Origin of the sequence: Aggregatilinea sp. (assembly GCF_036822615.1) — a bacterium.
Classification (GTDB): domain Bacteria; phylum Chloroflexota; class Anaerolineae; order Aggregatilineales; family Aggregatilineaceae; genus Aggregatilinea.
This window is the reverse complement of sequence record NZ_DAISHJ010000100.1, coordinates 1-19,346: the sequence shown is the minus strand read 5'-3', so window position 1 is coordinate 19,346 and position 19,346 is coordinate 1. Positions and strand designations below refer to the sequence as shown.

General features: G+C 63.8%; 15 protein-coding genes. 3 read left to right on the top strand and 12 right to left on the bottom strand.

Annotation, left to right across the window (positions count from 1 at the left end):
* From V7116_RS20060 to dapA, 7 genes are all read right to left on the bottom strand, one after another.
* On the bottom strand, positions 1–913 hold a 913-nt coding region (locus tag V7116_RS20060; protein WP_324393752.1), incomplete at its 3' end, for a hypothetical protein.
* A 66-nt stretch (positions 914–979) separates the two neighbouring features.
* Positions 980–2,203, bottom strand: coding sequence for a DegT/DnrJ/EryC1/StrS family aminotransferase (locus V7116_RS20055; RefSeq protein WP_324393751.1), 1,224 nt, complete (start codon positions 2,201–2,203; stop codon positions 980–982).
* Positions 2,200–2,847 (bottom strand): acetyltransferase, encoded by a 648-nt coding sequence (locus V7116_RS20050; protein WP_324393750.1) that lies wholly within the window; start codon positions 2,845–2,847, stop codon positions 2,200–2,202. The genes V7116_RS20055 and V7116_RS20050 overlap by 4 nt, the downstream gene beginning before the upstream one ends.
* Positions 2,848–2,912: 65 nt before the next feature.
* A complete protein-coding gene (locus V7116_RS20045) occupies positions 2,913–3,848 on the bottom strand; it encodes a hypothetical protein (RefSeq protein WP_324393749.1) in 936 nt (311 codons plus the stop codon).
* Positions 3,849–3,874: 26 nt separating this feature from the next.
* Positions 3,875–5,191 carry an ABC transporter ATP-binding protein gene (locus V7116_RS20040; RefSeq protein ID WP_324393748.1) on the bottom strand — a complete coding sequence of 439 codons (1,317 nt, stop codon included), beginning with the start codon at positions 5,189–5,191 and terminating at the stop codon, positions 3,875–3,877.
* A gap of 14 nt (positions 5,192–5,205) precedes the next feature.
* Complete coding sequence (locus V7116_RS20035; RefSeq protein ID WP_324393747.1) at positions 5,206–6,069, bottom strand: ABC transporter permease; 864 nt, start codon at positions 6,067–6,069, stop codon at positions 5,206–5,208.
* A 127-nt stretch (positions 6,070–6,196) separates the two neighbouring features.
* The gene (gene dapA / locus V7116_RS20030) at positions 6,197–7,117 is read right to left on the bottom strand and encodes a 4-hydroxy-tetrahydrodipicolinate synthase (protein ID WP_324393746.1); all 921 of its coding nucleotides are present in this window, start codon (positions 7,115–7,117) and stop codon (positions 6,197–6,199) included.
* A gap of 331 nt (positions 7,118–7,448) precedes the next feature.
* Here dapA and V7116_RS20025 point away from each other — a divergent pair, with 331 nt between their 5' ends.
* On the top strand, positions 7,449–10,613 hold the full coding sequence (locus V7116_RS20025; protein ID WP_324393745.1) for a PAS domain S-box protein: 3,165 nt from the start codon (positions 7,449–7,451) through the stop codon (positions 10,611–10,613).
* Between the two features lie 82 nt (positions 10,614–10,695).
* On the opposite strand, the gene V7116_RS20020 is transcribed toward V7116_RS20025, so the two are convergent.
* On the bottom strand, positions 10,696–11,919 hold the full coding sequence (locus tag V7116_RS20020; protein WP_324393744.1) for a cytochrome c3 family protein: 1,224 nt from the start codon (positions 11,917–11,919) through the stop codon (positions 10,696–10,698).
* Positions 11,920–11,936: 17 nt separating this feature from the next.
* The gene (locus V7116_RS20015; protein WP_324393743.1) at positions 11,937–13,787 is read right to left on the bottom strand and encodes an ammonia-forming cytochrome c nitrite reductase subunit c552; all 1,851 of its coding nucleotides are present in this window, start codon (positions 13,785–13,787) and stop codon (positions 11,937–11,939) included.
* A 255-nt stretch (positions 13,788–14,042) separates the two neighbouring features.
* Between V7116_RS20015 and V7116_RS20010 the strand changes: the two genes are divergently transcribed.
* Positions 14,043–14,762: a hypothetical protein gene (locus tag V7116_RS20010; RefSeq protein WP_324393742.1), complete on the top strand. Its 720-nt coding sequence runs from the start codon at positions 14,043–14,045 to the stop codon at positions 14,760–14,762.
* A gap of 112 nt (positions 14,763–14,874) precedes the next feature.
* Entirely contained in the window at positions 14,875–16,725 is a 1,851-nt protein-coding gene (locus tag V7116_RS20005) for a cytochrome c3 family protein (RefSeq protein ID WP_324393741.1), read from the top strand.
* 430 nt (positions 16,726–17,155) lie between these two features.
* On the opposite strand, the gene aroQ is transcribed toward V7116_RS20005, so the two are convergent.
* Genes aroQ through V7116_RS19990 form a run of 3 tightly spaced genes read right to left on the bottom strand, consistent with a single transcriptional unit; the run spans position 17,156 to position 19,130 of the window.
* Positions 17,156–17,590: a type II 3-dehydroquinate dehydratase gene (gene aroQ / locus V7116_RS20000; RefSeq protein ID WP_324393740.1), complete on the bottom strand. Its 435-nt coding sequence runs from the start codon at positions 17,588–17,590 to the stop codon at positions 17,156–17,158.
* Positions 17,587–18,645, bottom strand: coding sequence for a 3-dehydroquinate synthase (aroB, locus tag V7116_RS19995; protein ID WP_324393739.1), 1,059 nt, complete (start codon positions 18,643–18,645; stop codon positions 17,587–17,589). Before aroB ends, aroQ begins: the two co-directional genes overlap by 4 nt.
* The gene (locus V7116_RS19990; RefSeq protein ID WP_324393738.1) at positions 18,630–19,130 is read right to left on the bottom strand and encodes a shikimate kinase; all 501 of its coding nucleotides are present in this window, start codon (positions 19,128–19,130) and stop codon (positions 18,630–18,632) included. Before V7116_RS19990 ends, aroB begins: the two co-directional genes overlap by 16 nt.
* Between the last annotated feature and the right edge of the window lie 216 nt (positions 19,131–19,346).

Genomic DNA, 19,346 nt, shown 5'->3' with positions numbered 1-19,346 from the left:
TCGGCTGCCTTTCGGCCTTTTGCGGCGCGGTGAGCGCGGGATGCGCGGGCGGCGGGAGCGGCGCTGCCGGAGCAGGTGCGGGCGGCTGGTAACGGTCGAGCAGCAGGTGCGACACGAAATCGGGGCGGCTGGCCGCCGCGATCGCGCGCCCGGTCGGGTCGAGCGGCTCATCCGAAATATGCTTGACGTTGAACTTGCGCACGTAGTATTCGCGGATGTAGTCCCAATCGAAGCCGGTCGGGGCGTTCGGGTTAAGCTCCGCGTAAAAGCGCGTGAACTCTTTGAAATCCACCAGATCCTGCGGCGTACGTTCCATCGGGCAGTCCACGATGGCGACGTCGTCGTGCGCGCGGAAGTCGGCGCTCTCGATGCGGACGGTCTCGCCCGTGTCGCACTGCGTGAGCGAATCCGGCGAGAACGTGTACGGGTTGTCGATGCGCAGATTCACGATCCAGGGCACGCGCACGTCGGCGTGAAACAGGCGGTCGTAAAGCTGGTACTTTTTGTACAGCCAGTCGTAGGGCCGCCCGTCGTCCAGCATGCGCTGCGCTACTGCGCGGAGCGGGTCCATCGCGCGGTCCTGCACGTACTGGCTGATGTGGATCGAGACGCCCACGTCCATGCCGTCGCGCCGGGCGTGTTCCATCATGCGCGTGACGTTGCGCGTGATCTGGAAGATCTCGTGCACCTCGTCACCGTGCTCGTCCTGCGCGAACCACGTCTCCGGCCCGGCGATGTATTCGACGGTCGGGAACGTCTCAAGAATCGTATCGATCTGCGCGCGGTTGCGCGTCGAGGAGCACAGGTACACCTTCGTCCCAAAGGTCGTCAGGCTGCGCAGGATCGACAGCGTATTGTACTGGTAGCCGAAGCGATCCAGCGGGCCGATGGGGCAGAGAATGCCGATCTTCACGGTGCGTCCTCGTGATGTGCCATGCGTGCAAGAGTCTTTCCGGGGTTCTACGCGCCCGGCGCGCGCTCAAACGGCGTGCGGCTGGACCGGGTGCGCCAGCTGCGCGCGGACCTCGTCTGCGTGCTCCAGCGCCAGCCGGATGATCGCGCTCACGCCCGCCACCTCGTCCGGCCCGACCGCCGTGCCGTTGGGCAGCGACATCAACTGCGTGCTCAGCCGCTCGGTATGCGGCAGCAGCAGCCCCGCGTGCGGGAAGTAGGAGCGGTACGGCTCCATCTGGTGACAGCCGGGATAGAAGTAGCGCCGGGCGAGCACCTTTTCGGGCTTGAGCAGCGTCACAAGCTCGTCGCGGCTGAGACCCGCTTTGGCCTCGTCCACTTCCAGTACGATGTACTGGTAATTGAGGTGCTCCGTGCCGTCGTAGTCGATCACCTTCACGCCGGGTAGATCGCTCAGCGCGGCGCGGTACTGCGTATAGTTGCGGCGGTTGGTTTCGATCAGCATGTCGATGTCTTCGAGCTGCGTCAGGCCCATCGCCGCCGAAATCTCGCTCATTTTGCCGTTCGTGCCGACGTGCGTCACCGTGTCTACCCCGGCGAAACCGAAGTTTTTCATCAGGCGCAGGCGCGCGGCCAGATCGTCGTTATTGGTGGCGATGCCGCCGCCCTCGAACGTGTTGAAGAACTTCGTCGCGTGGAAGCTGAACACTTCCGCGTCGCCGAAATTCCCGATCATCACGCCGTCATACGAGCAGCCGAAAGCGTGCGCGGCGTCGTACATCAGCTTGAGGTTGTGCCGCTGCGCGATGTCTGACAGCCGCTCGACCTCGCACGCGCGGCCCCACAGGTGCACGCCGACGATGCCCGTTGTGCGCGGCGTGATCATGCGCTCCACCGCGTCGGGATCGAGGTTGTACGTGTCGGGGTTCACGTCCGCGAAAACGGGCGTGATCTCCTGCCATTGCAGCGCGTGCGCAGTGGCGACGAACGTCAGCGAGGGCACGATCACTTCGCCCGTCATGCCCAGCGCGCGGATCGCAATTTCCAGCGCGATCGTGCCGTTGGTGATGGCGACGAAGTGCTTCACGCCCAGGTAGTCCGCCACGCGCTGTTGGAATTCCTGCACGTAGGGGCCGTTGTTCGTCAGCCAGCGGTTGTCCAGAATATCGTTGATCCGGTCCAACAAATGCTCGCGGTTGCCGATATTGGGACGGCCCACGTGCAGCGTCTCGTCAAAAGCGGGCTGGCCGGAAAAAATCGCAAGTTCGTCAACGCTCGTTTTCAGCGTCATTCCGTCGTCCTTCTCATGATTTTGGCGGGCACACCGTAGGCAACCACGCCGTCCGGAATATCGCCCAGCACCACAGCGCCTGCACCGATAATCGATCCGCTGCCGATGCGGACCTTATCTTTCACCACGGCTCCGATGCCGATCCACGTTCCGCGCCCCACGCTGACCCTGCCGCCCAGGCACACACCCGGCGACAGGTGCGCGCCGTCCTCGATCACACATTCATGATCCACACTGGCGCGGGTGTTCAGAATTGCGTTCTCCCCGATGCGCACGGCGGGGTTGACCACCACGCCCGCCATGATCGCCGTGCCGGAGCCGACCGTCACGTCCGGCGCGATCACCGCCGCCGGATGCACCACCGTCGCCAGCGTGAACCCCTGCGCGCGGACGAGATCCGCCAGCTTCAGCCGCTCAGCGCAGTCGCCAAAAGCCAGGAACAGGGTGTGAATCCACTGCTGATGCAGCCCGTCGAGCTGCTCGCGCCCGCCGAGCACGACCGATCCCGCGAAGGCGCTGCCCCGGCGTTCCGGTGTCACGTCGTCGATAAACCCGGCGATGGTGTACTCACCGCGCTGGCGAATGATGTTCGCCACGACGAGTGCGTGCCCGCCTGCGCCCCAGATGACCAACGGCTCCGGCATCGTGTCTCCCTATGCCCATGATGGCGACATTATAACGCCCGACCCCCGGGCCGGCCTATTCCGCCTCAGAGCCGCGCCTCGATCTGTTCGCAGCGGAAGCGGGTGATCGCGTCGGGATCGAACTTCGTGCGGATCTCGTCGCTGGTCTGGCGGCTGTGCGCAGCGACGTCCAGGCTGTCGCGGATCTCCAGAATGCGCCCGGCGGCGGCAGGCGGATCCAGCGGCAGGTCGAACACCGTCTCCAGGTCGTTGCCCAGCCCCAGCGTATCGTGCCAGAACAGGATCGATCCGGTCAGCCCGGCTTCCAGAAACGACGCCGTATATTTGCCGTCGCTGTAGGGCCGCACTTCCCCCGCGACGTGCACGAAGCCGTCGTATTCGAGATATTTCTGGACCACGCGCCCGTGCCGCGCGTATCCCGGGTGCAAAAACATGGGCGCGGGCAGATTGTGTTTGCGCAGCCACTTTCTGAAGCGATACATGCGCTGCTGCATCGGTGTGTAGGCCGTGCGCGGCGGGAACAGCTCGTGCCGCAAGCCGGTCAGCGCCATGATTTCGGCGTTACGGGCGGAATCCTTCTGCGGCTGCTCGTTGGAAATGTGCACCAGCGAATCGATCCGCGTGCGCGGGCGAAAATGCCGCGCGATGCCGGTCTTGATCGCAAACAGGTGCGTCACGACTTTCGGGCTGGACTTCAACGCCTCGTAAATAGGGCCGGGATTGGTGAACACTAGATCGTAGCTGGCCTCGATCGTGTCCAGCAGGTGCGCGCGGCGGTCCTCGTCGTAGAGCGGGCTGGGGCCGTATCCCGGCAGCACGTAGGCGACGCGCAAACGGGCGGGCAGCGTCGGCGGAATGTCGAACGCGTCGGGGCCGTAAGCAAAAACGACCGTATCCGGGCCAGGCTGCGAAACCAGGTCGAAATACTTCTCGAAGTAGGGCCGCTCGTAGTTCAGAAAATGCGTCGCGCCTCGCACGACGAGATGCAGCTTGGGCTTCATGCCATGCTTCCTACCGGCGCAGACATCTAATCCACTTGTGCCGCTTCGATCGGAGCAGTGACGGCGGGATCGGTGTTGATCTGTTCGGTTTGCCAGTCGAGCAGGGGCCGCACGATGCCGCCCCAATAGCCGAAATAACCACGGCGGTACGTGCCCAGCTCGACCATATCCACCGAGACGACGCCGTCTTCCTGCGCCAGAATGTAGCGCCCTTCCTCGACCAGCAGCGCGGTGATGCTGTAGCTGCCCAGGTTGAGCGTATTGGCCGGAATCACCACGCGGCTGAGGTAGCGCCCGGCGGGATGCGGCTTCTGGAACCAGACTTCGTCGGTGTTCGACGGCGACGCCAGGACGTAAATGCCCTTTTCGTCGTAGACGGAAACCGAGATGTTCAGCACCGTGTCCGGCTCCAGCACGGCGTATTCCACCTCGATCGTCAGCGGCTCCTCGATGCGCCCCTGGCCGGATGCCTCGCCCTTCCCATCCAGCACGCGCACCGCAACCAGCCGCGCCTTTTCGTTGCCGGGGGCGTCGTTCAGGTCCGCCCATACGCGTTCTGCGTTGGAGAAGATCGACGTCTTCAGGTAGTTGGAGACGACTTCGCCCGTCGGCCCGTCCTGCTCGACCTGCCCATCACGCAGCCAGATCGTGCGCTGGCACAACCCCTGCACCGCCGCCATGTTATGGCTAACGAACAGAATCGTGCGGCCTTCCTTCGCCACGTCGGACATCTTGCCCAGGCTTTTCTTTTGGAACTCCGCATCCCCCACCGACAGCACCTCGTCCACCAGCAGGATCTCCGGCTCCAGGTGCGCCGCCACGGCGAACGCCAGCCGCACGTACATACCGCTTGAATAGCGCTTGACAGGCGTATCGAGGAACTTTTCCACGCCGGAAAACGCGACGATCTCGTCAAACTTGCGCTCGATCTCGGCGCGGTGCATCCCCAGGAACGTCCCGTTGAGGTAGATATTTTCGCGCCCGGTCAGCTCGGGGTGAAAGCCGGTCCCCACTTCGAGCATCGAGCCAACCCGCCCGCGAATGATCGCCTGCCCGGAGGTCGGCTCGGTAATGCGCGACAGGATCTTCAGCAGTGTGCTTTTGCCCGCGCCGTTTTTGCCGACCAACCCCACGACTTCGCCCGGCTTCACGTCGAACGACACGCCGCGCAGCGCCCACACGATCTCGTCTTCTTCCGGCGCGCGCAGGCGGGTGCGCAGGTAATGGAACGGCGACAGCAGCGTCTCGCGCACGGCCTCGCCCCGGGTAACCGGGTGTTTGTCGGCCATCCCGATGCGGTACGATTTGGCGATGTTATCGATCTGGATCGCGTTATAGGTCATGGTGATCTGTCTGACTACGCAATGTCAATGATGTTGCGCTCGGTCCGGCGGAAGTAGTACAGGCCGGAAACGAGGATGGGCAGCATGAGCAAGGTGGAAACCAGGAAATACACGTCGGGCGCGCGGCCCTGGCCGAGCAGCGCCCAGCGAAAGCCCTCGACGATGTTGGTCATGGGATTCAGCTTATACAGCGGCATCCAACGGTCGGGAATGACGCTCGCGGCGTACACGATCGGTGTGGCGTACATCCAGAAGCGCGTGACGTATCCCAACAGCGTGCTCACATCGCGGTAATGCACGATCCACGATGACACCCACAGCCCGACCGCCATGCCCGTCAGGGCGGCAACCAGCAGCATCACCGGGACCAGCACGATGCCCCAGCCCGGCGCATAACCATAGGCCAACATCATGCCCAGGAAGATCACGAACGAGATCGTGAAATCAACCAGATTGCTCAGCACGCCCACGATCGGGATGATCAGCCGTGGAAAATAGACCTTCGAGATCAGCCCGCGCGAGTTGAGCAGGCTGTTGGCCGACGCCATCAGCGCCGAGGTGAAGAAGGTCCACGGCAGCAGTCCGGCGAAGTTGAACAGCGGGTACGGAATACCGTCCGACGGCAGCTTCGCCAGCGTGCCGAAAATAATCGAGTTCATCGCAATCGAGAGCAGCGGCCCCAGCACGATCCACAGCGGGCCAAGTGCCATCTGGCGGTAGCGGCCCCTGATCTCGCGCGTGAGCATATAGTAGGCCAGCTCACGATATTCCCACACTTCGTGCAGGGCCAGGCTGCTCCAGCCGGACGACGGCTTGATGACCAGCACCGGCGGTTCGCTGTACGTTGCGGGTAGCGTTACGGTTTGCGGAACATCCATAGGACTAAAAGCTTTCAACCTTCCCGATTCGGACCTGCGCCGTTCCCGCAAAAAGTCGATGCGGGACTACGGACGCAGGCGCAATCTTCCACCACAGCGTACGCATTGTCAAGGACGCCCGCCCTCCTTACGGCTGACGCGCGGCGCGGGCCAGCCGGACCCCGTTGGCTTCGAGCGCCGCCGCCAGACGCTCGCGTTGGGTCTCGTTCAGGGGCAGAATCGGGCGGCGTGCGGGACCAACGGGCAGCCCCATCAATCCCAATGCCTCCTTGACCGGCACGGGATACGACCCCACCGATCCGAGCACCTCGCGGCACGCGGAAAAACGCTCCTGAAACGCCCGCGCGCGGGCATGATCGCCCGCCTGGAACGCGTCGTAGACGCCGACCGCCAGCCCCGGCACGACGTTCGCCGCCAGCGCGACCGCGCCCGCCGCGCCGTAACACAGCGCGCCGTACAGAAGCTGCTCGCGCCCCACGAACGCCAGAAAATCGGGCGGGCACGCGCGCACGAGCGCGCCCAGCTCAGACAGGTCGCCGCTGGAATCCTTGATGCCGATGATGTGCGGGAAATCAGCCGCCAGCCGCGCCATCGTCGCCGGAGCAATGCGGACGCCGCCCGTACGCATCGGGTTGGAATAGGCCAGGATCGGAATCGTCACGATCTCGGCAATCGCCGCGTAATGCGCGTACAGCTCGTCCTGCGAGGGCGAAATATAGTAGGGCGTGACGATCGACAGCGCATCCGCGCCCGCCTGCTCGGCCTGCTTCGACAGCGCGATGGCGTCCCGCGTGGTGATTGCGCCCGATCCGGCGATCACCGGCACGCGCCCGCCCACCGCCGCGATGACGGCTTCCAGCACCTGCCGCTTCTCGTCTGCCGACAGCGCGAACGCTTCGCCCTGGCTGCCCAGCGTGAAGATGCCGTGCACGCCCTCCGACAGCACGAACTCGATCAGGGGCGCGACGCCCGGCAGGTTGAGCGAGCCATCGTCGTGCATCGGCGTAGCGAGCGCGGGAATGATCCCGCGAAACTGTGACCGGTCCATTCTCAATCCTCCATCGCGGGCGCGCGGCCTGCGGCCTTCCGCCAAGCTACCTATCCGACCTCTGCAGGTTTCGAACTATACTCGATCCGGTACCCGATCGCCTAAACTGGCGCGCGAGCGGCCCCAGAGTGCGAATCATCTCTATTCTTCTGTGTCTTTTGCTAGTACATCGAGTCCTGAACAATTGATATACTGAGACAGATTTGAAATTTACTCTGTTAGGCACAAATTCGCCTATCCTGAATCATGAACTCACAGTATAACTCGTATACGATATGAGTCAGCGCATAGATAGGTTTTGAAGGTTGCGGTAGCAACGGGACGTACACTGATGTCGAATCCGGCCCAGATCACCGTCTTCGTCGTGCAGCCGGTGCCCGAAGATCTCCAAAATATTCTGTATGCTGCGGAACAAAGCGGCGCCATCTCCCTACGTGCATTGCGGCACGATCACCTCGCGGATGAATTGACGGCAGCGACCCTGGGCGGCGACGAAGCCATCTTTTTGTATGCGCCGGGGATGGAATGGGCGGATCTTACCGCGCTGGCGGAAATCCGCGTGCACGCGCTGCGAAGCGCCATCCTGGTCGTTACCGATACCCACGACCCCGTAGCTCGCCAGCAGGCCCTCGATGCGGGGGCGCAAATCTGCCTGCCGCGCATCTGGCTGACGCCCGATCTGCTGGTTAGCGCCGCGCAGCAGGCCATCGATCAGGTCGCGTGCCAGGACGCGCTGTCAAAGCAGCGGCACGAGCTTCAGATCTCGACCATCAACCTGCGCAACATCATCGACAACAGCATCGATGGAATCGTGGTGGTCGATACGCGCGGCAAGGTGCGCTTCGTCAATCCCGCCGCCGAAATGCTGTTCGGCTGCGAAAACGAAGAAATGCGCGGAACCCCGTTCGAATACCCGCTCAACATTGGTGAAACGAGCGAGTTAAACCTGACCAAACTCGGCGGCACGCCGCTGATCATTGAAATGCGCGTGGGCACGGTGGTATGGGAAGGCGAGATAGCGTTCCTCGCCTCCCTGCGCGACGTAACGGCGAACAAACAGGCGGGCGAGATTCTGCGCGAGGAGCGCGACTTTTCGTCGGCGGTGCTGGATACGGTCGCCGCGCTGGTCGTGGTGATGGACCCCCAGGGACGCATCGTGCGCTGCAACCGCGCCTGGGAAACGCTCACGGGCTATCGTGGCAATGAGGTCAGCGGGCATTACTTCTGGGACATGTTCATCATCCCGGACGAAACGCCCGACATCCGCGCGAGATTCAGCGAGCTGGCTGCCGGGCAGTTCCCCAATACGCACCAGAGCTACGTGATCTGCAAAAGCGGCGAGCGGCGGTTGATCGCGTGGTCGAACACGGCCTTGCTGGGGCCTGACGGCACGGTCAACTACCTGATGGGCACGGGGATCGACATCACCGAGCGCACGGAAGTCGAAATGACCCTCCAGCGCAGCGAAGCGCGTTTTCGCGCCGTCTTCGCGCAGGCTCCGGTCGGCATGATGCTGACCGATCTGGGCGGGCGGTTGGTCGCATCCAACGCTGCCTTACAGCGGATGCTGGGCTACTCTGCCGAGGAGCTATCGACCCTCACCTTCGATGCCATCACGCACGACGCCGACCTGCCGCTAAACGAGCGCTACTTCCGCGAGCTGGTGCTGGGCCACCGCGATCAGTACCAGATCGAGAAGCGCTACCTGCATAAAAATGGGAATCCGGTGTGGGTGCGCGTCACGGCCTATCCGGTCAAAAGCCCCGGCATCGACCGCCAGATGATCCTCGCTATGGCGGAAGATATCACCGAGCGCAAGCAGGCCGAACAGGCCGAGCACGAACAGCGCGCCCTGACCGACGCTCTGCGCGATGCCGCTGAAGCGCTGACCATGACGCTGGAAGTCGATGAAGTGCTCGACCGGCTGCTCACGAGCGTCGCGCGGGTCGTGCCGAGCGATTCGACCAACATCATGCTGATGGAAGGCGACCGGGCGCGCGTGGCGCGCTGGCAGGGCCACTACGACGAAGCAAACCTGGGCGATTGGCTGAGCAACGACGTGCTGCGGCTCGACCAATCTCCCAGCCTCAAACAGGTGCTCGAAAGCGGCGAGCCGTTCATCATCGACGACGCCCCCACCTCGGACAGTTGGATACCGCGCCCCCAGACCAGATGGATACAGTCGCACATCAAAGTCCCGATCCGGCGGCACGGGCGCGTGTTCGGCTTCCTCAACCTGGACAGCGCCAGACCGGCGGCGTTCACGCACGAACACGCCCGGCTGCTGCAAACTTTTGCCGATCAGGCCGCCGTAGCGATCTGGAACGCACAGCTTTACGACGACGTGCGCCGCCACGCCGCCGAGCTTGAGGAACGGGTCGCGCAGCGCACGCTGGAGCTGGCCCGCGAGCGCGCGCAGCTTGAAACGATCCTCGACGCGATGGGCGAAGGCGTGATCTACCTGGACAACGACCGCCGGGTGCTCTACATCAACCGGGCGTTCGTTGCGCTGCTGGGGTACGACAGCCAGAAGGAAGACACGCGCGCGGCATCCATTGGAGCCTACGAACGCGCCCTTGCCTCCATCAACGAGCCGAACGCGTGGCGTGCCGAGGTCGCCGATGCGCTGCGGCAGGATTTGACGTGGTGCGAAGAACTGACCCTCCAGCGCGCGGACGGCAGCACCTTCGACGCCGCCCTGACCATCAACGCCGTGATCGGGCCGGATGGCCAGCAGATTGGGCAGGTCGAGCTGATCCGCGACGTCAGCCAGGAAAAAGCCCTGCGCGAGCAAAAGGACCGGTTCATCGCCAACGCGTCCCACGAGCTTCGCACGCCGATCACCAATATCAAGATGCGCCTGTACCTGCTGGGCAAAGATCCGTCCCGGCTGGCCGAGCACCTGTCGATTCTCGATTACGTCACGCGGCGCATGGAAAGCCTGGTCGATGACCTGCTCGACATGTCCCGTTTCGAGCGCGGCACGATTATGCTCAAGCGCGAAAACGTCGAGCTTCAGCCGCTGCTGGAGCGCATCATCACGGTGCAGGAGCCGCACGCCGACGCCAAACACATCGACATGGTGGTGCAACTGCCGCATACGCCGCTGTGCGTCTACGCCGACGCCAACCGCATCGCCCAGGTGTTGACGAACCTGATCACCAATTCGATCAACTACACGCCCGAATCGGGCCACATCGAAGTCAGCCTCGACCGCGAAATTTCGGAAAACGGGCCGCAGGCGGTGATCTGCGTGCGCGATACCGGCATCGGCATTCCGTCCGATCAGTTGTCACAGGTGTTCGAGCCGTTTTTTCGGGGCATGCACGGCGCAAGCAAGGGGACCGGCCTGGGCCTGACCATCTCGAAGGAGATCATCGAGCTGCACGGCGGCACGATCAGCGTGGACAGCCGGTTCGGGCAGGGCAGCGTGTTCACCGTGCGGCTGGGCCTGAGCGAAACCTCCGCACAGCAGCATGTGGGGTCCGGCGCATAAAACGAGCGGCGTCCTGGCACGGAACCAAAAACGGCGTGCACCGTAAAGTGCGCGCCGTTTTTACATTTCCACTCTACGTCGCTTACTCGGAGGATTCGTCCTCGGACCGCGCGCGCGGCAGCAGCATAAACGCGACAAATCCGGCAACGATCACGCCCACGATCACACCCAGGATCAACTGGAGATAGTTCGTGTCGTTTTCTTCCTGGCCCTGGTTGGATTCTTGAAGCTGCTCGTTGAGGTCGGACACCTGCTGCTCAAGCGCGTCCCGCTCGATCACCAGATTCTCGTCCACGTTGCGGATCTGGGCCCAGATCCCCGTTTCTTGCATTTGCTGGTGACAGGTGTTGCACGACCGGATCTGCGTGTGCATCTGGTGATCGGTCGGCTCCTCGTTCGGGTCGCGCAGCAGATCCGTCTGGGTCGCATCGGCGCTTTCGCCGTTGTTTTGCAGCGAGGCCAGCGTGAGGTTCGGATCGACACCCATATGACAGTCGGTGCAGGTCACTTCGACCACGTTACTGTCCAGGTGCGTCGAGTGAACGTAGATGTCACCCGGCACGCGATGGCAGCCGGTGCACAGCTCGACCGTGTTTTCGTGGCGAAGCTGCTGGCCGTGCGGCAGGTGGCACACCGCGCAGCCCAGCGACCCCATATCGACGTGCGGGCTGTTCCCCCATTCCTGGAAGGTCTGCGTGTGGCAGTCGCCGCACACCTGCGCGACGAGCTGCGGTTGGTCCTCGGTGCGCTGAATCTCGTGCGAGCCGTGGCAGTCCACGCACGTCGCCGCCTGAAGGTTCCCCGCCGCCAATGCTTCGAGGTGGGCGCTGTCGGCCAGAAGCTCGTTATGGCAGTTCGAGCACGACTCGGCGGCGCGGATGGTCAGCACGCGTTTGCTTTCAGGCAGCGCATCATTGTGCGGAAATGCGTCTTCGCCGTGGCAGTCGGTGCACCCCAGGTTCGGCGCGCCTTCGTCGCTGCCGTGCACGGAGTGCGCAAGCAGGTTCGGATCGACGTAGAGATCGAGCACGCTGCCGTCCGGCAGTTGGACGGTGCGGCCCGGCGTGCCGTGACACACGATACAGTAGCTGTTGCTGTCCTGCGCCTCGTCCTGTGCGGGCTGGGGCGCTTCTTCCGTAGGCGTGGCATCGCCGCCATCCCCCTGCGCCAGGGCAGGAGTGGGCTGTGCGAACATGGCGATCGCCGCCAGCGCCAGGGCCATGACCCCGCAAAGCAGCATGAGCCGCCACACCGGACGGGGCGTGTGTGGGGCCATGCCTGAGTCGATATCGAGACGGTCAGTCATCCTGATTTCTCCGCTTCCTAGTTGCCGCTCGAGGCTTCGGGCGTTTCACCGGCTTCACTGTCCGGTTCGACCACTGCGAGCGTGGGTGTTGGTTGGGCCGGTTCTTCCGGCGGCGCCGTGACTTCGAGCGTGGGCACCACGGCCAGCCCCAGTTCCTGTTCCACCGCGTCGAGCAGGCGGTCGGAATACTCGTAATTGTGAATGCCCTGGCTGCCGTCGCCGTCCACGAAATCGAGCGCCTGCACGACCCAGTCCGGCGTGCTGTCGGTTACGGCATCACGCGCCGCATTGATCCGGCCCTGCGTGCTGCGCTGGATCGTGTCGATCAGCTCCTGCAGCGCGGCGGGATCGGCCTGCTCGCTGTGGCACGCCGAGCAGGTGTCCTGCAAGGCCTCGACGTCGAGCGCGTCACCCGGCGCAACGATGTTCATGCTGTGGCTGGCGCGGGTGCCCATGTCTTCGACCGGCACGCGCGGCATGTGGCACGTCGCGCACTTGGGACCTTCCGCCTGCGTGAAGTGCGACGACGCCATGCCATCGACTTCATCCACGATCTGCGCGCCCTCGAACATTTCCTTCGTCGGGTGGTGAATGCCGCCCGTTAGGGTCGTGTTGCTGTGGCAGGCCGTGCACTGGTCATAGACGGCAGCGGCCATCGCGGCGGCATCCGGTTCGGCGTCCTCGCCCTCTTCGCCGGTGGTCGCCGGGTGGATGACGTGACAGCTCGTGCACGTCACGCCGAACTGGGCCGTATCGATCAGGGCCGGGTCCGGCGCGGTGGACAGGTTGCCGCTTTCGACCGCCGCATTGAGCGTCTGCACGAATCCGGCATTCGCGCTGTGGCACGCCAGACAGGCATCAACCGCCCGGTTGTTGGCGCGCATCACCTGCAGCGCATGCGGATGGCCGGAATTGAGCCACTCGTTGAACTGCATGTACTTCTGGCTGGCGTGTCCGGTCGTCCACCAGTACGCGTCGTCGTCGGGCGAAACCAGCTCGAAGACGCCGTTGGCAAGCAGATCGTCGCCGGGCAGATACTGGGTCGGGTACGGGTGACCGTCGCCGCTCACGCCCTGGCTGTGGCACTGGCCGCAAATCTGCGGATCGGGGCTGAGCACGATCGCGTCCCGGATCTGCGCAACTTCTTCAGGATCGTCGGTGCTGCCGAATTCCTGCACGGCGGCGAAGTGCGCGCTGCCCGGCCCGTGACAGGCCTCGCATTGCACGCCGACGTCAATCCATTCGCTCGTTTCAGAATTCAGGCCCGTGGTATGGCATCCGGCGCAGTTTTGCGTCCAGTCGAACGCGTTGCCGGGCCACTCGGCGCCATCCGGGCCCCATGCCTGCCAGCTTTGAGTCCCTGCGTTCCACAGGGCAGGCAGCACCCAATACCGGGTCGTCTCGTCGCCTTCTTCAGCCACGACGAACTGCTGCGCGTAGGTTCCCGTGCCCACCACGAATGACACATCGTCCGCCGTGAACGCGCGCGGCGTATCCTCGCCGGGAAGCTGCACCGTGCGCACGTCTTCGCCCTGGGAAAAGTCCGCGACGATGACATCCTCGTCGGCTTCCTGGAACGTCAGCGCGTGCTGCGACGAGAAATGCGGCTGGCCGACGCCCCGGTGGCAGCTAAAGCAGCGCCGCGAGCCGATATATTCCAGAGGCGCTTCCTCTGTTGGCTCTGCTGTGGGTTGTTCCGCCTCGGCGGTAGACACGGCGGCAGACTCAGTCGGCGCGTCAACAGGCGTCTCCGTCGGTCCGGCCTCCGGTTCCTCGGACGGCTCGTCGGTCTGGGCAAAAATCAGTCCGGCGCTGAGAGCCAGCAGTAGGATACTGAACAGCACCATCATGAACCGTAACCGTTGCATAGCAGGCTGCCCTTTCTGCAGGTAGGTCATGTGCTCGCGCTCAACAATAATGAGATTCGCGTTTTTGAGCAAATTCAATATTATTTGTACCAATAGGCGTTGATATGATATGGTAGTTGTACAGGGATGGACAGTGATCAACGTCACTGGCCTAGCCTGCCGGGTGATCTGTATCCTGTAAATTGGCTCTGGCGTGACGATCTGCTGGAGCCGCGTCATTAACGGAAACGTTCAAGAGACGGCAGTCTGACGGATATGTTCAAGCACGGTTATGGCATAGCGATCACAGCGGGCCTTCTGCTGCTTCTGGCAGCAGGGCTGTCGCTTCTCGTGCCTCACGGGAACGCGGCATCCGGCACGTTGGACCAGCGCCTGCGCATTCAAGACGCGCTGGCGGATCTGGAGCCGTGCCTGACCTGCCACAGCGACACCGCCGCCGCGGCCCGGAATACGCTGGTCGTCGCGCGCGACGTAAACGAGCGCGAAGCGGTCCTGGCGGAAACCGCGCCGGACCCGCTGCAAGAGCAGCTCGACGCGCGCCTGGTTGCGCTCGGCCATCGGCTGCTGAAGCTGCCCGAAGCGCAGGCCAACGACGATCAGGCCGCCGCCCTGATGGATCGCTACCTTCAAGTGTACGACACAACACGGACCGGTGCTGACCGTCAGGTTTTGCTGCACGACCTCAGCCTGCTGGACGGCATCGAACAGGGGCTGGCGGATCTGGAAGCCCAGGCGGCTCCGGTCAAGCTGACCCACTCCGTTCCCACCGCGCCGGGCTGCGAAATGCTGTCCGCGCGCACCGCACCACCCGTTTCACCCGCCGCTGACTCAGCACGGGTGGCCGTCGCCACAACCGGCGCAGTGCTGGACGTGCTGCTCGAAAACCGGACCGGGTTTGTTCAGGAAGTCAGCGTGATTCTCGTCCACCGCCGCGGCCCGCCGTCGCATGGCCTGGGGGTGGAGTCTGTTTTGTGATAAGAGAGATTGCCGCATCGAGCGCGCAGTCTCTTTTATTTTTTGTGGATTGGCGTACATCATCCGGTTCGACAAGCGTGCGGCTGCGCGCGATATGTGAGAGGAGCAAAAGATGTCACGACACTTGTATAAGATGCTTCTAGTTTTAGGTGTGGCCCTGCTGCTGATGGCGTTTGGCGCGATCAGTGCCAGTGGGCAGGGCGACGAGCCGCCTATCACCACCTCGGCGGCGAACGTCGTGGGCGTGGGCAACTACGTCGCTGCGATGGCCTATGCCGTACCTGCGGGTGAAGACGCGGCGGCGGAGCCCGCTCAGGCGCTCATCTTCCCGTTCGGCATCTACCCGCTGATGAACGTCCAGAGCATCGATGACTTCCAACAGCCGGAGTCGCCGGTTGAAGGATTCACCTGGGAGTGGAGTCTGGAAGCGCCGGATGGCTCGGCGGCGGAGCTTGTCACGGGCAACGTGGCGATCTTCCTGGCCGACGTCGAAGGCGACTACGTCCTGACGCTGAACGCCACGGACGAGAGCGGCAACACCGCCACGACCACCTGGACCGTGCACGCGACCACTTACGTGGGCAACGGCGGGTCCGAGGGTCTGGAGCCGGACTTCGACCAGTGCGCGTTCTGCCACGAAGATCAGGCTGCGTCCTGGCGTGAAACCGGCCACGCGTCGATCTTCACCCGCGCGATCAACGGCGAACTCGCTCCGATGCTCACCGACGAAATGATGTCGCACTTCACCACCGGCTACAACACGAGTCCCGAAGCCGACAATGGCGGCTTTGACGACGTCGCACGCGAGGCCGGATGGTCTGTGCCCGAAACGCTCGAAGCGGGCAACTGGGAATCGATGATCGAGGAATTCCCCGAAGTCGCGGATATGGCGAACGTCCAGTGCGAAGCCTGCCACGGCCCCGGAAACTTCCACGTGAATCTGGCCGCCCCGCAGGACGACCCGATGATCTCGTTGGGGATGTCCGCCGGAACGTGCGCCCAGTGCCACGCGTCCAGCACGGAACACAACACGGTCGTGCAGTGGGAACAGAGCGGCCACTCGGACATGAACGCCCAGGCGTTCTGGTATCCGATCGGTGAGGATCACGCGGCGTGCGTCCGCTGCCACAGCGGCGTCGGCTACATCGACTACGTGAACGGCGTGGAGCAGGCGGAAGCCCGCACGGACTATCAGGTGATCACCTGCTCGGTCTGCCACGATCCGCACGACGCGGAAAATCCGAACCAGCTGCGCGTCTTCGACTCGGTTGTCCTGCCCAACGGCACGGACGTCACCGACGCGGGGCCTGCTGCGACCTGTATGACCTGCCACAACGCCCGTACCGTACCGGAAACCTCGGTCGAGGGCGAGAACTTCAGCGTGCCGCACTACTCGACCGCTGCCGAGCTGATGAACGGCACCGGCGGCTATGACTGGGGCGAAACGCTGCCTTCCAGCCTGCACGGCGACGTCGTGCCTGATACCTGCATCGGCTGCCATATGAGCGCCGTGCTGGACGAGCAGCCCGCCAATGCGGAGGGCGTGACCGAAGAGCATATGGTCGGCGGCCACACCTTCTCGATGACGGCTGCGGATGGTACGGAAAATGTCGCGGTCTGCCAGACCTGCCACGAAGGCGTCGAGACCTTCGCGTTTGACGCGGAAGACGACTACGACGGCGACGGTACGGTGGAAACCAACCAGGACGAGATTGCGGGCCTGCTGGAAGCGCTCACGATGGCGGTTCAGGATGCGGGCGTCGAAGTACTGGATCACCATCCGTACTTCACGCTGCCCGAGGATGCCAGTGTGGATCTGAAGGGTGCCGTGTACAACCTGAAGTTCGCGCGCGACGACGCATCGACCATTCACAACTTCCTCTACACGGTGTCGCTCTTGCAGCTCAGCTACGAGAAGGTCACCGGTGAGCCTGTGCCGAATGCGGTGTTGGTCGCGCCCTAGCATCCACTCGTGATGATACCCGCACGCTGTTGAACCCGATCCACAGCTCCCGCCGGTCAGCCTTGATCGGCGGGAGAGCTTTTTTAAATGCAGCCGTTAGCAATTAGCGCATAGCTGTTAGCAAGGTCATAGGTGGAATTTACGGGGAGATCCGTAGGTGCGGGGCTTGCTCCGCCCGTTGTGTGCGCGAACCGTACCCGAGGGGATCAGAGGGGGATCGCGTAGGGGCGTATTGATGCTCTTTAATTTTTATGTCCGGACAAAACCAGGGCGGGTTTCTAACCCGCCCCTACAAAACATGTTGAATGCGGCTTGTCTCCCCTCTCCAACCTGGATTGGAGAGGGGCCGGGGGTGAGGTCGCGGTGATACGGTTATTTCGTTAGACCGTATGTATACGCCCCCAAAAATCCCGCTGCGCGAATCGACCCGCTACCCCTCCTCGCGGGCCAGCAGCGCTTCGAGCGCCAGCCGGTAGCCGATCCAGCCCAGGCCGCAGATCTGCCCGACGCACACTGGCGCGATCAGCGATGTGTGGCGGAACGGCTCCCGCGCGTGAACGTTCGACAGGTGCACCTCGATCGCGGGCAGCGCCACGGCGCTGATCGCGTCCCGCAGCGCGACGCTGGTATGCGTATAGCCGCCAGGATTGATGATGATCCCCTGCGCCCAGCCGCGCGCCTCGTGCAGCGCATCGATCAGGCCGCCCTCGTGGTTGCTCTGAAAACAGCGCACTTTCGCGCCGTGTTCGGCGGTATAGGCTTCCAGCGCGGCATTGATCTCGTCCATCGTCACCGCGCCATACACGCCCGGCTCCCGTGTGCCGAGCAGGTTCAGGTTGGGGCCGTGCATCACTAAAATGTTCATGCGTCCTCCCGCAGCCCGGCCAGCACGTCGATCACGTCCGCTTCGGCCACACCGCGCTTGACGATCGGAGAGCCGACATCTTCCAGCAGAACGAACGTCGCCGCGCCGCCGTGCCATTTCTTGTCGTGGCTCATTGCGCCCCAGATCTGTTCCGGCGTCAGGCCGCTGTAGCGCACCGGCAGGCCCACCATGCGAAAGACATTTTCCACGCGCTCGGCCAGCCCCGGCCCGCAGAGGTCCAGTGTTTCCGACAGGCGCGCCGCCGCGACAGTGCCCAGCGCGACCGCCTCACCGTGCCGCCACGCGTAATGGCTGGCCTGTTCGACCGCGTGCCCAAAGGTATGCCCCAGGTTGAGGAACGCGCGCGGCCCGCCTTCCAGCCGGTCGCGCTGCACGAGGTCGATTTTCACCGACGCCGCACGCTCGATGATCCACTCCACCGGCTGCGGGCCGTTCGCCTCGATGTGTTCCAGCAGTTCCGGGTCGCCGATCAGCGCCGATTTCACCGCCTCCGCCAGCCCACAGCGGAACTCGACCTCTGGCAGCGTTGCCAGCGTGGACGTATCCGCGAACACAGCCAGCGGATCTTTGAACGCGCCGACGAGATTTTTGCCCTGCGGCAGATCCACGCCGACTTTCCCGCCCAGGCTGGAATCGACCATCGCCAGCAGCGATGTAGGCGCCTGGATGAGCGCGATCCCGCGCATGAACGATGCCGCCGCGAAACCCGCCATATCGCCCACCACGCCGCCGCCCAGCGCGATCACCACGCTGCCGCGATCCGCGCCGTTGGCCAGCAGCCCGTCGTAGAGCGTGTGCATCGTGTCGAGCGTTTTGTACTGTTCGCCATCCGGCACGGTGATAAGGCCGCCGTCCGGCAGGCGTTCGGCCAGCGCCTGCCCGTAGAGCGGCGCGATCGTCTCGTTGGTGATCACGATCGCGCGCGAAAACTTCCCCTTGGCGACGAACTCCGGCAGCCCCGCGATGAGCGCTTCCGGCGCGATCATGACCGGATAGGTGTGTTCCAGTCCCTCGATACTCAGGTGTGCTGCCATAACCGTATGATCTCCTCTGCCGCCTGCTGCGGGGTAAGGGATGACGTGTCGATCTGGTGCGGTACACGGGCGTAAATGGGGCGGCGTGAGTCCAGCAGCCGGGCCAGCCGCTCGACGCCGTCGCGGGCCAGGGGCCGCAGCGGATCGTCACCGATGCGCCGTGCGATCTCGTCCAGGTCGCACATCAGGCACACGAACAGATTCCCGTCCGCGAACACCTCGACCGTGCGCGGATCGAGCAGCGCGCCGCCGCCCGTGGCGATCACCTGCCCGCCGCCCGCCGCGAGATCGGCGCAGACCTCCGCTTCCAGCGCGCGGAAGGCCGGTTCGCCCTGCGCCGCGAAAATCTCCGCGATGGACTGCTCCGCGCGGGCCACGATCACCGCGTCCGTATCCACGAACGCCAGCCCGGCACGTTCCGCGACGATCTGCCCGACCGTCGTTTTGCCCGTGCCCATGAACCCCGTCAGGACGATGTTGCGCATATAGAGCAGTTCTCAGTTTTCAATGATCAGTGGTCAGTCAAAGTAGATGCAACGGCAAGAGCAAACGCGACCTCACCCCCGGCCCCTCTCCAGTCTGGGCTGGAGAGGGGAGACAAGCCGCGCCCAACAGGTTTTGTAGGGGCGGGTTTAAAACCCGCCCGGCTCTTGATTTTTCCCCTTCCCTCCGCTTGCGTGGGGGAAGGGGCCAGGGGATGG